Source organism: Sulfurivermis sp., assembly GCF_059410345.1.
Genome location: NZ_JBLJDO010000002.1, coordinates 109,842 through 123,122, shown reverse-complemented (window position 1 = coordinate 123,122; position 13,281 = coordinate 109,842). Strand labels below are relative to the sequence as shown.

Sequence of the window (13,281 nt, the reverse complement as noted above, 5' to 3'; positions counted from 1 at the left end):
AGATGGCAACCGCCTGCGGCGGCGACAATCCACTGGCTGGGGCGCTAGGATTGCTCCGGGCCGCCTGCGGCGGTGACAATCAATTGGCTGGGGCGCTAGGATTCGAACCTAGGTATGACGGGATCAAAACCCGTTGCCTTACCGCTTGGCGACGCCCCAAAAAACAAAAATGTTGAATTTTGAATTCTGGCTCTGGCCAAAACCCACAATTCAACATTTTTCCCAACATCAGCTCGTCCTCTGCGCCAGACGCTCCAGCAAGGGAGAGCGGTTGCATCCTCGGGCCACAAAGCCGCGCCAACCTGAGGGCAACTGCGCCGCAACGGCGCGTACCTGATCTGCGCCGGCAAAGGCGGCGAACACACAGCAGCCGGTGCCGGTCATGCGGGCCGGGGCGAAACGGCCCAGCCAGTCCAGCGCCTCGGCCACCACGGGAAAACGCCCCCGCACCACCGGTTCGCAGACATTACCGCCCATACCCGCAAGAAAGTCGCGTATTGTGATGGGCGGGCAATCCCGTGTCAATTCTGGCGCCCCGAACACCGCTGCCGTGGCCACGCTCACCGGCGGCACCAGGACCAGGTACCAGGGCTCGGGCAGGTCGACCGCTTGCAACCGCTCCCCCACCCCCTCGGCCCAGGCCGCCTGGCCGCGCACGAACACCGGCACATCCGCCCCCAGGCGCAGGCCCAGTTCCGCCAGCCGTTCCACCGACAGACCGAGCTGCCACAAGGCATTCAGGGCCACCAGGGTGGTGGCCGCATCGGAGCTGCCGCCGCCCAGACCGCCGCCCATGGGCAAGACCTTGTCGACGCGGATATCGGCGCCCAGACGACAGCCGGTTTCCGCCTGCAGCAGGCGGGCGGCGCGCACCACCAGATCGGCCTCCGCGCTCACGCCGGGCAGGTCGCTGAGGCGTTGCACCACACCATCGCTGCGCACGGTGAAATGCAGGGTGTCGCCGTACTCCAGAAACTGAAATACCGTCTGCAGCAGGTGGAAGCCATCGGGCCGGCGTCCGGTGATGTGCAGAAACAGATTGAGCTTGGCGGGAGCGGGCCACGGCGCGTCAGCGCCGGCTCCCGGTTCCGGGCTTCGAGTGTTCGAGGCGGGGGTCAACTGCGGCCTTCCTAGCGCTTTTCCCAGCGGTCCACCACCAAACGCACCTGGGCATTGTGATTGCTGATGAACAGGCGGCCCGGCAGCAGCAATTCACCGCGCCGCGTGTAGTCACGGAACTCGATGTTCCAGCCGGCCTGGCGCAGGCGCGACAGCAGCCCCTGGGGACTGAGCTCCTGCTCGGCCGCGCCGGGCGCCGGCAGTCCCAGCGCCCAGTAGCGCAGGGCGTGCACCGGCACGCGCCAGCCCATCTGCCGGTACAGCAAGACCTCGGCGTCCTCGTCCACCAGGGTGTCCTCGCCGTCGCTCAGGGTGACGAAACGGCCATCGCCCTGCAGGCGCAGGCTGCCCTGCCCCAGCGGCCCGACCAGTTGAATGACATAGTCCTGCACGTCCTGCTGCCAGTCGATGCTGGCCTGCCAGCCCTCATCCTCGGTGCGGATGGCGATGCGCCCGCCCAGCTGCCAGGCGCTCACCCCGGCCAGCTGTTGCTGGTGGCCGCGCCAGGCCTGCTGCGGGTCGGCCGCCGGTGGCAGCACCTCCACCGGTGGGGTGGTGGCACAGCCGGCGAGCAGCAAGGGCAACAACAAGAGAAGACGATGCATCATGGCTGGGTAAACCGTTCGATCACCTGCTTGAGCAGGGTATGGTCAGGGGCGCGTTGCAGGGCATCCTGCCAGATCCGGCGCGCCTCGTCCTGGCGACCGCGCACCCACAGCACCTCGCCCAGATGGGCGGCGATCTCGGCATCGAAGTGCTTATCCAGTGCGCGGCGCAAATACTGCTCGGCCTCTTCCAGGCGACCGAGGCGGAAATACACCCAGCCCATGCTGTCGATGATGGCCGGGTCATCCGGGCGCTGTTCATAGGCGCGACGCACCAGGTCGTAGGCCTCGCGGTAGCGGTTGGTGCGATCGGCCAGGGTGTAACCCAGCGCATTGAGAGCCTGCACGTTGTCCGGCTCCTGCTTGAGGATGGCGTTGAGGTCGCGCTCCAGCAGGTCGAGACGCCCCAGCCCCTCGGCATTCATGGCGCGGGCGTACAACAGCTCGATGTTGTCCGGAAACTGCTGCAGCGCCTCGTCATAGACCTGTTGCGCCTCCTCGCGCTGGCCGGCGTCGCGCAGCAGTTCGGCCTCCACCAGGCGCAGACGCAACTCCTGCTGCGAGGTCTGCAACTCGATGCCGCGCAGATAGGCACGCGCCGCCGCCAGGCCCTGCTGGCGGTTGATCAGCACCGCCGAACGCACCATCGCATCCATATAGCTGCTGCCGTCGCTCACCTGGCGGTACCACTGCAAGGCCTCCTCGGGACGATTGCGCGTCTCGGCGATCTGCCCCAAGGCATAGGCGGCCTCGTCGATGCGCTGGCCCAGCTTGAGCAGGCGCTTGAAGTGCTTTTCCGCCTGATCGAGGTCGCCAGCCTGCATGGCCAGCAGACCTTCGGCATAGGCCACGTCGGCATTGTCCGGCAACTGCTTGCCGAGCAGCCGGAACTGCTCCCGCGCCGCCGGCAGGCGCTCCATATCCACCAGCATGCGGGCGTAGCCCAGGCGCAGGGCGCTGTCTTTCGGCAAGGCATCCAGCGCCGTGCGATAGGCCTCCAGGGCCTCCTCGTCGCGGCCCAGCTTGCGCAACACATTGGCCTTCAGCACCAGCGCCCGCGGCAGCCCCGGCTGCATGGTCAGCAGACGTTCGATCTGCTGCGCGGCCAGCGGGTACTCCTCCACCAGGTAGGCAAGATTGGCGTAAGAAAAGACTGCATTGGGATCCTCGCCCCGTGAGGCCACCAGGGCCTCCATCACCTGCAGGGCACGGCGCTTGTCCTGCTCGCGCGCCAGTATGTTGGTCACCAGCATGAAACCATGGGCGGTGCCGTCACGGGACAGACCGAGCAGCTTTTCCAGGTGGGTCAGTGCCTCATCGGCACGGCCCTGGCGGATCAACAGGGCAGCCAGGGACTGCTGGGCATCGAGGGCATCGGGGGAGAGTTCCACCCACAGCCGTGCGGCCTTGAGGGCAGTGGTGTAATCCTGGGCGTAGACGGCGATCTGGGTGGCGCGGCGCGCCAGGCGCGGGTCGCGGGTGGAAACAGCCGCCTGATGATAGGCATGGGCCGACATCTCCAGCTCACCGCGCTGGGCGGAGACCTCACCCACCAGCAGCTGGTAGAGCAGGCCCGAGCTCAACGTCACCGGCGGCACCACCTCGGGCACTGGGCTGAAGGCAGGCGTCTCATCCAGCTCCAGCGCGGGTTCCAGGGCCTGCGGGGCCTCGTCACGGGGCGCCACGGCGGTGCAGCCGGACAGCACCAGGGCCAGCGGCAACAAGATACGCTTCATCCATCACACTCCCTATCAAACTCCGCCCAACTATACCCGACTTGCCTGCTCTTTTCCGCGCCCCCTCAACCCTATACTTGATATTGCGGGGGTCTGTCCCGCAGAATTGCAAACCCGCCCATGCCCTGCAAACGACACATGACACTGCTTGCCCTCGGCCTGAATCACCGCACCGCGCCCGTGGAGATTCGGGAGCGGGTGGCGTTCGCCCCCGAGAAGGTGCCGCAGGCCTTGCAGGAACTCACCGGCAGCGGGCCGGTACGCGAGGCTGTGATCCTCTCCACCTGCAACCGCACCGAGGTGTATTGCGGCATCGAGGGCGCGGAGAAGGGACCAGTGCTGGAGTGGTTCCGTGACTTCCACCGCCTGAGTGCGCAGGAGGTCGATCCTTATCTCTACACCCATCCCGACAGCCAGGCGGTGCGCCACATCCTGCGCGTCGCCTCGGGCCTGGACTCCCTGGTGTTGGGCGAGCCGCAGATCCTTGGCCAGATCAAGCAGGCCTACGGTACCGCGCTGCAAGCCGGCTCCATCGGCCAGTTGCTCAACAAGCTGTTCCAGCACACCTTCTCGGTAGCCAAGCAGGTACGCACCGACACCGCCATCGGCGCCAGCCCCGTATCCGTGGCCTTTGCCGCCGTCAGTCTGGCCAAACAGATATTCTCCAATCTGGAAAAGCACACCGCCCTGCTGGTTGGCGCCGGCGAAACCATCGAACTGGTGGCGCGTCACCTGCACGAACAGGGCATCGGCCGCATCATCATCGCCAACCGCACGGTGGAACGCGCCCATAACCTGGCGCAGGAGTTCGGCGGCTATGCCATCGCCCTGCCGGAGATCCCGGCCCACCTGGCCGAGGCCGACATCGTCATCTCATCCACCGCCAGCCCGCTGCCGATCCTGGGCAAGGGCATGGTGGAGAGTGCACTCAAGGCACGCAAGCGCCGCCCCATGCTGCTGGTGGACATCGCCGTGCCGCGTGACATCGAGCCGGAAGTGTCCCAACTGGACGACATCTATCTCTACACCGTCGACGACCTGTCGGAGATCATCCAGGAGAACCTGCAGTCACGGCAGCAGGCCGCCATGCAGGCGGAAGAGATCATCGACACCCAGGTCAGCCACTTCATGGGCTGGCTGCAATCACTGGAAGCGGTGGACACCATCCGCGCCTTCCGCACCGAGGCCGAGACGATCCGCGACCAGGTGCTGGAACACTGCATGCGCCACCTCGCTGCCGGCAAGGCCCCCGATTACGTGATGCGCGAAATGGCGCGTCTGCTCACCAACAAGCTGATCCACGAACCCACCGCCCAGCTCAACCGCGCTGGCTTCGAAGGCCGCAACGAGCTGCTGGATGCTGCCCGCGTCCTGTTCAATCTGAAACACAACGACAATTAGCCCCGTGAAACCGTCCATCCTCAGCAAGCTGGAGACCCTCTCCGAGCGGCTGCAGGAGCTCAATGCCCTGCTCGCCGATCCGGACATCATCAACAACCAGGACCGTTTCCGCGCCCTGTCGCAGGAGTATGCCCAGCTCACCCCGGTGGTGGACTGCTACAACAGCTACCAGGCCACCCTGGCCGATATCGATGCCGCCAACGAGATGATGCGCGGCTCCGACCCGGAGCTGCGCGAACTGGGCCAGATGGAGCTGGAGGCGGCACGCGAGAAGCGCGATGCGCTGGACGTGGAGTTGCACAAGCTGCTGCTGCCCAAGGACCCCAACGATGCCAAGAACATCTTCCTTGAAATCCGTGCCGGCACCGGCGGCGACGAGGCAGCGATCTTCGCCGGCGATCTGTTCCGCATGTACAGCCGCTACGCCGAGCTGCGCCGCTGGCAGGTGGAAATCGTCTCCGAAAGCCTGGGCGAACACGGCGGCTACAAGGAGATCATCGCCCGCGTCATCGGCCAGGGCGCCTATTCGCGCCTCAAGTTCGAGTCCGGCGGTCACCGCGTGCAGCGCGTGCCGGAGACCGAGTCGCAGGGCCGCATCCACACCTCTGCCTGCACCGTGGCGGTGATGCCCGAGGTGGACGAGGTGGAGGCGCAGGAGATCAACCCGGCCGACCTCAAAATCGACACCTACCGCGCCTCCGGCGCCGGTGGTCAGCACGTCAACCGCACCGAGTCCGCCATCCGCATCACCCACCTGCCCAGCGGCATCGTGGTGGAATGTCAGGACGAGCGCTCGCAGCACAAGAACCGCGCCCGAGCCATGTCGGTGCTGGCCTCCAAGCTGCTCGCCGCCGAGCAGGAAAAGCAGCACAGCGAACAATCGGCCACGCGCAAGCTGCTGGTGGGCAGCGGCGACCGCTCCGAGCGCATCCGCACCTACAACTTCCCGCAAGGCCGCGTCACCGACCACCGCATCAACCTCACCCTGTACAAGCTGGACGACGTGATGGCCGGCAACCTCGACGCCCTCATCGACCCGCTGATCAGCGAATACCAGGCCGACCAGCTCGCCGCCATGAGCGCGGAATGACGGCCGTGTTCGGTCAACGTCAAAAGCCTGTCGCAGAGGCGCAGAGACGCAGAGAAATTCTGCATATACGTCGCTCCGCGTCTCTGCGCCTCTGCGGCAGGTGTTGACCTTTGGTTGGCAGTGTAGCCCTACAGACGGTGGCACAAGCGCTCGCGGCGGCGCAGCAACGGCTGACTGAAAGCTATACGCCGCGCCTCGACGCCGAACTGCTGCTCTGCCACCTGCTGGGGAAAAACCGCGCCTGGCTACGTGCCTGGCCGGAGCGAACGCTCACTGCCGATGAACAGGCGGCCTTCGAGACGCTGATCAGCCGCCGCGCCGCCGGCGAGCCGGTGGCCTATCTCACCGGCAACCGTGCCTTCTGGTCGCTGGAACTGAAGGTCACCCCGGCCACGCTGATCCCGCGTCCGGACACCGAGACCCTGGTGGAATGGGCACTGGAACTGATCCCGCCGGACGCCGTCTGGCACATCGCCGACCTCGGCACCGGCAGCGGCGCCATCGCCCTGGCCCTGGGCCGCGAGCGGCCCCACTGCCACATCCTGGCCACCGATGCCTCCACCGCGGCCCTGGCCGTGGCGCAGGAAAATGCCGCCCGCAATCAAATCGGCAACGTGACGTTCCTCCCCGGGATCTGGTACGCCCCGCTGGCCGGCAGGCGCCAGCATCTCATCGTCAGCAACCCGCCCTATATCCCCGCGGCCGACCCACACCTGGGGCGGGGCGATCTGCGCTACGAACCGCTCACCGCCCTCGCTGCCGGCCCCGACGGTCTGGACGACATCCGCCTGCTGGTAGCCGGCGCGCCGCATCACCTGGAGGCCGGCGGCTGGCTGTTGCTGGAACACGGCTACGATCAGGGAGCGGACGTACGCGCCCTGTTACAGCAACACGGCTACTGCGAGGTACTGACGCGCCGTGATGCCGCCGGGCATGAACGCATCAGCGGCGGCCGTATCCGCTGATGTCATGCCTTCCGTCAGCGGATGTGGTTATACTTGGGCAACGTAACGAGATGCAGCAGGCTGAAGACAGCCGGGGTGGTACGGCATGCCGCAGGAAAACAGCGAATTTCTCAAAATCCGTGACGTCACCTTCTGTACCCTCAATCCGGACCCCAAGCAGGCCCACACCGCTACCCTGCTGCTGACCGGCATGGAGGGCATCATCGACGCCCATCCGCAACAGGATCACGTGCTGCAGGTACGCTACGACGTCACTCTGATCACCCTGCGCGCCATCGAGGAAGTGCTGCTCGAGGTCGGCTTCCACCTCGCCAACAACCTGATGTGCAAGCTCAAGCGCGCCCTGTACTACTACACCGAAGACACCCAGCGCGCCAATCTCGGTCTCGACGGCCATGCCGCGCCCAAGGATGTGAAGGTCTACGTCAAGCGCTACGAACAACTGCGCCACGGCTGCCGCGACGATCGGCCGGAGCACTGGCGAAATTATTTATAAGTAAAGTGTTCGAGTTTCGGGTTTCGAATACCCGGCGTCTTTAGCACCGCAACTCGAAACTCAAAACCATTTCTATGAACGACGACCAACTCCAACGCTACAGCCGCCACATCACCCTGCCCCAGGTGGACGCCGCCGGGCAGCGCAAACTGATGGCCTCCCGCGTTCTGATCATCGGCATGGGCGGACTCGGCTCACCCATCGCCATCTATCTGGCCGCCGCCGGCGTCGGCACCCTGGTGCTGGTGGATTACGACACGGTGGAACTGTCCAACCTGCAACGCCAGGTGGTGCACCGCACCGCCGACGTGGGCCGACCCAAGGTGGAGTCGGCGCGCGACCACCTGCTGGAGCTCAATCCGCACATCAACGTCATCGCCATCAACGGCCAGTTGACCGATGACGCCCTGAACGAACAGGTACGCCTGGCCGACGTGGTGGTGGATGCCAGCGACAATTTCGAGACCCGCTTCGAACTGAACGCCGCCTGCGTGCGCCAGCGCACGCCGCTGGTGTCTGGCGCCGCCATCCGCATGGAAGGCCAGGTTACGGTGTTCCACAATGAACAGCCGGATGCGCCCTGCTACCGCTGCCTGTACCGCGACGAGGAAGGCGGCGGCGACACCTGCGCCCTCACCGGCGTACTCGCCCCGGTGGTTGGCATCATCGGCACCGTGCAGGCCACGGAGACCCTCAAGGTACTGCTTGGCGTCGGTGATACCCTGGGCGGACGCCTGCTACTGCTCGATGCCCTCGGTATGGAGTGGCGCACGCTTAAATTGCGCAAGGACCCGCAATGCCCGGTGTGCGGCACGCCCAAAGAATGAACTCGAACACCGAACAGCTTGATGTCCGTATTCGCGTAGCAGGTATTCTCTGCGGTTCATGAGGTTACTATGACCGTACACATCGACCGCACCATCATCAACCGCATCCTCAGCCACGCCCTGCACGCGCCGGAGCAGGAGGTGTGCGGGCTGATCGGCGCGCAGGCAGGCACACCGCGCCAGGTCTATCCGATCAAGAACGTGGCGGCCGCAACCGATCACCTGTTCGCCATGGACCCGCAGCAGCAGATCGACGCCATGCGCCGCATGCGCGACAACGGTGAAACGCTGTTCGCCATATATCACTCCCACCCGCACGCCCCTGCTGCGCCGTCCGCCATCGATCTGGAACAGGCGGCCTACCCGGAAGCGCTGTACCTGATCATCTCGCTCAATACCAAGGGCGTGCTCGAGATGCAGGGCTACCGCCTGCGCGACCGGCGGGTGGAAGCGGTGGCACTGGAAATGATCGATCCATGAAACGCGCCCTGGCGCGCATTGCCATCCTGTTCTCCCTGTTCCTCAGCCTGGCGCTGGCGGTAAAGGCGCTGGTCAAGTGGTGGCAGGGCGCCACCGCCATGACGCCGTGGGACTGGTTCTGGCTGGCGCTGTTCGTCCCCCTGCTCTACATCTATCTGCGCTATTTCTCCATCCTCGCCTGCAAAAGCGGTTGTGCCCTGCCGCACGAGCCGCCCACCACAAAACGGTGAGACATCGGCTTGCATGGGGAGTGGTGCCACCGCAAGGCGGTGGCACCACTCCCAGCCCTTATTGCAACAAATGGCCGAGGAACATGTAGGCAAAGCCGAAGTAGACGAAGACACCGAGCAGATCCATCACCGAAGTGATTAGAGGCGCGCTGAGTGCCGCCGGATCGGTGCCAAGCCGCCGCGCGACGAACGGCAGGACGGTGCCAAGCAGGCCGCCGAGGATGGTAACCGTCAACATGGTCAGACCGACGACCAGCAATACCTCGCCGCCTACGCCTTTGGCGAAAAAGGCCAGCACTGCCTCCAACAACGCGATGGCACCGCCCAGGGCGGCCGCCACGGGCAATTCACGCTTAAGCACGAACCACACATCGGCCCACTTCAGTTTGATGTCGCCCAGTGCCATGGCACGAATCACCAGGGTGGCCGACTGGCTGCCGGTGTTGCCGCCCATGTCGATGATGGGCGCCACGAAGGCCGCCAGGATGATGACCTGACTCAATAACGCCTCCTGAGCGGCGACAAAGGTGCTGGTCAGGATGCCGAACACCGTCAGAAAGGTCAGCCAGAACACCCGGGTGGTGAACAATTGGCGGAAACTCGACGAACGCAAATCGAGATCCGGCCCGCCCAGAGCGGCGGTACCACCGAAACGCGCCAGTTGCGTCGTATCCTGCTCTTTTTCGATGTCCATCGCGTCGTCCACGGTGACGATGCCGATCATGCGGTCGCCGCCATTGATCACCGGCACCGCCAGCAAATCGTAACGGCGGATCAGCTCCGCCGCCTCGCCCGCCGGCCACTCGGCGCGGGCGAACACCGGATCGCGGCGCATCAGCTCCGCTACCTGCGCCCCCGGCCGCGCCAGCACCAACTCGCGCAGGGACAGTGTCCCCAGCAGATGGCGCTGTTCATCAAGCACGTACACCACGTAAATAGTCTCCTTGTCGGGCGCCCCCGTGCGCAGCGCATACAAGGCATCGGCCACGGACAAGTCCGCGCCGACCGTGGCGTAGTCCGAGGTGGTGACAGAGCCTACCGAGCCCTCGGGATACGAGGCCAGCCGCAGGATGTCCTCACGCTCGACCTTGGCCAGGGCCGGCAATAGTTGCTGCCTGGCCTCGTCATTCAGGCGGTTGAACAGGTCAGCGCGGTCATCCGACGGCAATTGCTCGAACAGCGCCACCACCGCACGGCGCGGCAGTACGCGCAGCAGCGCATCCTGCTGCGCGGCAGACAGGTGGGCGAACAACGCGGTGCGTGCCCCCGTTTCCAGCGTCATCAGCAGCGGCGCCACCTGCGCGGCCGGGTGCGCCTCCAGTGCATCGGCAAGATCCGCGTACGGCAGGGTACGCACGATGTGGGAAAAGACCTCTGCATTCGGAGTCAGCAGCAGGTCGTCCAAGGTCGCCAGGATGTCTTCGCGATTCATGACGGGCCTCCCAGGTCAGGATATGGGCGCGCCTTAGCGCAGGAACGAAGGCACCGCGAAAACGAGTCCCACGGTGTACACACGGCCGGAGAAACGTCCATCGGGCGCGCCGACGCTGGCATCGAGCTGCACGCGGCCGGCCACCCGCTCATGGCGGATACCCAGTTGCCAGCCCATGCCCCGATCGACCATATCGAAGACCTCCGCCGCGAGGCGCGTCGCCGGCGCGACCTGCCGGTCCAGCCCCAGTCCCCAGACCACATGCACACGCCAACGATCATCGTCGCGCATACGCCGCGCCCCCAGATTGGCATGGGCGAGCCACGCTTCACCGTGCAGGGGCAAGGTCAGAATGCCGCTCACACCGACATCGTCGAACAGGCCGTCGTGGCGGCTGTCATACGCGCCACGCAATGCCACGGCATAGCCTGCCCGGGTATCGCCATAGGCACGCCACAGGTGCTTGATCTGCCACACCGCCAACATCGCAGCTCCCTCGGCGTCATGCTCACGGGCGGCCCCCAGCGCGAACTCAGTGGCCCCGAACGGGTTGCAGGCGGGATTCAGCCAGAAGGTATCGCGGTCGGCGCCCTGTTGGCGTGCGCCTTCCCACCAAGCCTCCAGCTGGCAGCCATCAACGATGGCAGCATCATCGGTGGTCATGGGCCGCCCGGCATGCGCGACCAGCGGCCACGCGGCGGCAACGGACAGTACGATGGTGACCACACGTGCCACCATAAACAGTGACGCACAGGCGGGCGGCGCACAGGCAAAAATCTGGAATTTGAACATGGGCATACTCCCCGCCGACATGACACGGCGGAGAACACCCGGGGGATCAGCGGCGGGCGGTCTTCCGGCGTGGTGCCGGCATCTCGGTTATGGAACGAACGGGCATGGGCAGATATAAACAGCTAGGGTCAGGGTCCATGACAGCCTCCATGGGTCTATGGCGTAGAAACCACGACACCGGTTACGAGCACACCCGCGTCGGCACCTTCGGCGCAGCGCGCCGGTGCAGCGAGGCAATACACATCGAGGAGAGGCATCGGGTGGCAGGAATGGCCACCGGTGAGATTCCGCTCTCTCGCCTTTTGGCAAGACAGCGGCGGGAAAGCTGCGCGTTATCTTGCCGGGAACATGCCGGCTGACTGCACCGGCCTGCTACTGTCGCTCGAACAAGTACCCACGTGGGTCTCCGCAATTGAAATAGGCAGGCGGATTCTAGGCCGCGCGATAGTCGATGTAAAGCATAAAACCGGCAATCCCCACCCAGCAGTCATGTCACACCAACAAACCGTGCAAGGCGATCGCGTGGGCAATACCTGTTGAGCGACCTCCAGATGGGAGATGCCGCGCCATGACGTTCCTGCGGCGCCAGGTGAAACAACAGCAGCGTCGCTCATCACCGGATGCAAGCAGGCGCCGTACGTGCGCGCCAACGCCCCTGTCAGCGTGAAATCGATCCTTTTGTTCCAGATAGCTGCATGAGATGCAGATAGACCACCAGCCATGGCCAAAACAAACTCGTAACCGGCGCATGGCGTCCTCGCTTTACGGAAAATCCGGGCGTATGCTTTGCACAGGCGTCTACGCGCCGGTTCCAATAACCATGAAAAATGAAAGGGGAGTGTCATGAGTGAAAAACTCATCAAGGAGGCACGCAAAGTCCTGGACGGCAAGAGCGGACCGCTGGATGACGAGGAGTTGGAATTTCTGGCCCGCGACATCACCAAACTGGGTTTCAAGCTCGGTTTCGCCCGAGCCTACGCGGCCGGACCGCTGCTGGCGGAAAAGCTGGTGGACGAACTGGAACGCAAGGAACAACTGCTCTCTGAGCTGCGTGCGTTATTGAGCCATAGCTGAACCCACCGGCGGAAGGCAGGGGTAACGGCAGAAATATCTGCGTCACCTCACGCCTTCCGCCAGCCACTCAATGTCGTGTGGTACCGACGTCCGGTGTCGATGGAGCGAAAAGTTGTGCAGCGTCCATGGCATCAAAGTGGTAGCGCTGATTGCAAAACTCGCAAACCACCTCAATACCTCCCTCGCTATGCAGAATATCCATCACCTCGTCCTGACCTAGGTTGTGCAGCATGCCTGCCACACGTTCGCGGGAACAGGAACAATGGAAACTGACCGTCTCGGCATCAAACAGGCGCACATCCTCTTCGTTAAACAGGCGATGAATAATCTCCTGTGCCGGCAACGTCAGCAGTTCCTCCGCTGACAGCGTCGCCCCCAGCGCCTGGACCCGCCCCCAGGCATCGTCATCATGATCGGTACCGGGGAGTTTTTGCAGCAGCATGCCCGCTGCGGTCTTTCCGTCAGCCACCAACCACATGCGGGTCGGCAACTGCTCGGAGCGCTCCAGATAGGCATCGATGGCATCGGCGAGGCTGCGCCCCTCCAGGGCCACGATCCCCTGATAACGCTCAGCCCCGGCGCCCGGGTCGATGGTTATCGTCAACCGTCCAGCGCCAAACTGCTCGGCCAGTTCCCCGGCCACCACCTCACCCGACCACTGCGCCATGCCACGCACCGTGCGCCGTGCCGTCGCCTCCACCACCATCAATGCTATCGGTCCCTCTCCCTGCACCTGCATGGTCACCGCGCCCTTGAACTTGAGCGTGGCGGAGAGCAGCAGACAAGAGGCCATCATCTCGCCCAGACGTTCGCGCACTACCGGCGGATAGTCATGGCGTGTAAGCACCTCCTGCCAGGCGGCATCCAGCCGCACCAGTTCGCCGCGAACCGGAGTGTTGTCGAACAAAAAACGTTGCAAGGTATCGTTCATGGCACAAGACGATCTGGCGATGGAAGGTCATTATACCCAAGCGCACGTCACACACGGTGTTCGTGGTGCCGAAAAAAATGACTGGCCCCAGGATGGGTTTACG

At 64.5% G+C, this 13,281-nt stretch carries 14 protein-coding genes and 1 tRNA gene; 8 read left to right on the top strand and 7 right to left on the bottom strand.

Annotated elements, in window-relative coordinates; translation table 11 throughout:
* Window positions 1-84: 84 nt before the first annotated feature.
* From ACMV8A_RS02275 to ACMV8A_RS02260, 4 genes are all read right to left on the bottom strand, one after another.
* Window positions 85-159: transfer RNA gene (locus ACMV8A_RS02275), tRNA-Gln, on the bottom strand.
* A 69-nt stretch (window positions 160-228) separates the two neighbouring features.
* A complete protein-coding gene (gene ispE / locus ACMV8A_RS02270; RefSeq protein ID WP_495324110.1) occupies window positions 229-1,119 on the bottom strand; it encodes a 4-(cytidine 5'-diphospho)-2-C-methyl-D-erythritol kinase in 891 nt (296 codons plus the stop codon).
* 11 nt (window positions 1,120-1,130) lie between these two features.
* Entirely contained in the window at window positions 1,131-1,727 is a 597-nt protein-coding gene (gene lolB, locus ACMV8A_RS02265; protein WP_495324109.1) for a lipoprotein insertase outer membrane protein LolB, read from the bottom strand.
* A complete protein-coding gene (locus tag ACMV8A_RS02260; RefSeq protein ID WP_495324108.1) occupies window positions 1,724-3,460 on the bottom strand; it encodes a tetratricopeptide repeat protein in 1,737 nt (578 codons plus the stop codon). The genes lolB and ACMV8A_RS02260 overlap by 4 nt, the downstream gene beginning before the upstream one ends.
* 138 nt (window positions 3,461-3,598) lie before the next feature.
* Here ACMV8A_RS02260 and hemA point away from each other — a divergent pair, with 138 nt between their 5' ends.
* The 7 genes from hemA (at window position 3,599) to ACMV8A_RS02225 (ending at window position 8,949) form a co-directional block, all read left to right on the top strand.
* A complete protein-coding gene (hemA, locus tag ACMV8A_RS02255) occupies window positions 3,599-4,861 on the top strand; it encodes a glutamyl-tRNA reductase (RefSeq protein ID WP_495324107.1) in 1,263 nt (420 codons plus the stop codon).
* Window positions 4,862-4,865: 4 nt separating this feature from the next.
* On the top strand, window positions 4,866-5,951 hold the full coding sequence (prfA, locus tag ACMV8A_RS02250) for a peptide chain release factor 1 (protein ID WP_495324106.1): 1,086 nt from the start codon (window positions 4,866-4,868) through the stop codon (window positions 5,949-5,951).
* A 137-nt stretch (window positions 5,952-6,088) separates the two neighbouring features.
* Window positions 6,089-6,916 (top strand): peptide chain release factor N(5)-glutamine methyltransferase, encoded by an 828-nt coding sequence (gene prmC / locus ACMV8A_RS02245; protein WP_495324105.1) that lies wholly within the window; start codon window positions 6,089-6,091, stop codon window positions 6,914-6,916.
* 85 nt (window positions 6,917-7,001) lie between these two features.
* The gene (locus ACMV8A_RS02240) at window positions 7,002-7,412 is read left to right on the top strand and encodes a hypothetical protein (protein ID WP_495324104.1); all 411 of its coding nucleotides are present in this window, start codon (window positions 7,002-7,004) and stop codon (window positions 7,410-7,412) included.
* A gap of 74 nt (window positions 7,413-7,486) precedes the next feature.
* Window positions 7,487-8,239 (top strand): HesA/MoeB/ThiF family protein, encoded by a 753-nt coding sequence (locus ACMV8A_RS02235; protein ID WP_495324103.1) that lies wholly within the window; start codon window positions 7,487-7,489, stop codon window positions 8,237-8,239.
* 69 nt (window positions 8,240-8,308) lie between these two features.
* Window positions 8,309-8,719 (top strand): M67 family metallopeptidase, encoded by a 411-nt coding sequence (locus ACMV8A_RS02230; RefSeq protein WP_495324102.1) that lies wholly within the window; start codon window positions 8,309-8,311, stop codon window positions 8,717-8,719.
* The gene (locus tag ACMV8A_RS02225) at window positions 8,716-8,949 is read left to right on the top strand and encodes a hypothetical protein (RefSeq protein WP_495324101.1); all 234 of its coding nucleotides are present in this window, start codon (window positions 8,716-8,718) and stop codon (window positions 8,947-8,949) included. The genes ACMV8A_RS02230 and ACMV8A_RS02225 overlap by 4 nt, the downstream gene beginning before the upstream one ends.
* A 58-nt stretch (window positions 8,950-9,007) precedes the next feature.
* Here the strand turns inward: ACMV8A_RS02225 and mgtE are convergent, their stop codons facing one another.
* Both mgtE and ACMV8A_RS02215 read right to left on the bottom strand, forming a co-directional pair.
* Window positions 9,008-10,381 (bottom strand): magnesium transporter, encoded by a 1,374-nt coding sequence (mgtE, locus tag ACMV8A_RS02220; protein ID WP_495324100.1) that lies wholly within the window; start codon window positions 10,379-10,381, stop codon window positions 9,008-9,010.
* A 33-nt stretch (window positions 10,382-10,414) separates the two neighbouring features.
* The gene (locus tag ACMV8A_RS02215) at window positions 10,415-11,173 is read right to left on the bottom strand and encodes a PA4824 family protein (RefSeq protein WP_495324099.1); all 759 of its coding nucleotides are present in this window, start codon (window positions 11,171-11,173) and stop codon (window positions 10,415-10,417) included.
* 843 nt (window positions 11,174-12,016) lie between these two features.
* On the opposite strand from ACMV8A_RS02215, the gene ACMV8A_RS02210 reads away from it, so the two are divergent.
* Window positions 12,017-12,247 (top strand): hypothetical protein, encoded by a 231-nt coding sequence (locus ACMV8A_RS02210; protein ID WP_495324098.1) that lies wholly within the window; start codon window positions 12,017-12,019, stop codon window positions 12,245-12,247.
* A 67-nt stretch (window positions 12,248-12,314) separates the two neighbouring features.
* Here the strand turns inward: ACMV8A_RS02210 and hslO are convergent, their stop codons facing one another.
* Entirely contained in the window at window positions 12,315-13,178 is an 864-nt protein-coding gene (gene hslO, locus ACMV8A_RS02205; protein WP_495324097.1) for an Hsp33 family molecular chaperone HslO, read from the bottom strand.
* Between the last annotated feature and the right edge of the window lie 103 nt (window positions 13,179-13,281).

Excerpts from the sequence above, each read along its gene's own strand:
- hemA (WP_495324107.1), top strand. The coding sequence starts at position 3,599 with ATGACACTGCTTGCCCTCGGCCTGAATCACCGCACCGCGCCCGTGGAG.
- ACMV8A_RS02260 (WP_495324108.1), bottom strand. The coding sequence starts at position 3,460 with ATGAAGCGTATCTTGTTGCCGCTGGCCCTGGTGCTGTCCGGCTGCACC.
- ACMV8A_RS02225 (WP_495324101.1), top strand. The coding sequence starts at position 8,716 with ATGAAACGCGCCCTGGCGCGCATTGCCATCCTGTTCTCCCTGTTCCTC.
- ACMV8A_RS02235 (WP_495324103.1), top strand. The coding sequence starts at position 7,487 with ATGAACGACGACCAACTCCAACGCTACAGCCGCCACATCACCCTGCCC.
- ACMV8A_RS02240 (WP_495324104.1), top strand. The coding sequence starts at position 7,002 with ATGCCGCAGGAAAACAGCGAATTTCTCAAAATCCGTGACGTCACCTTC.
- ACMV8A_RS02230 (WP_495324102.1), top strand. The coding sequence starts at position 8,309 with ATGACCGTACACATCGACCGCACCATCATCAACCGCATCCTCAGCCAC.
- ACMV8A_RS02210 (WP_495324098.1), top strand. The coding sequence starts at position 12,017 with ATGAGTGAAAAACTCATCAAGGAGGCACGCAAAGTCCTGGACGGCAAG.
- lolB (WP_495324109.1), bottom strand. The coding sequence starts at position 1,727 with ATGATGCATCGTCTTCTCTTGTTGTTGCCCTTGCTGCTCGCCGGCTGT.
- ACMV8A_RS02215 (WP_495324099.1), bottom strand. The coding sequence starts at position 11,173 with ATGTTCAAATTCCAGATTTTTGCCTGTGCGCCGCCCGCCTGTGCGTCA.
- hslO (WP_495324097.1), bottom strand. The coding sequence starts at position 13,178 with ATGAACGATACCTTGCAACGTTTTTTGTTCGACAACACTCCGGTTCGC.
- mgtE (WP_495324100.1), bottom strand. The coding sequence starts at position 10,381 with ATGAATCGCGAAGACATCCTGGCGACCTTGGACGACCTGCTGCTGACT.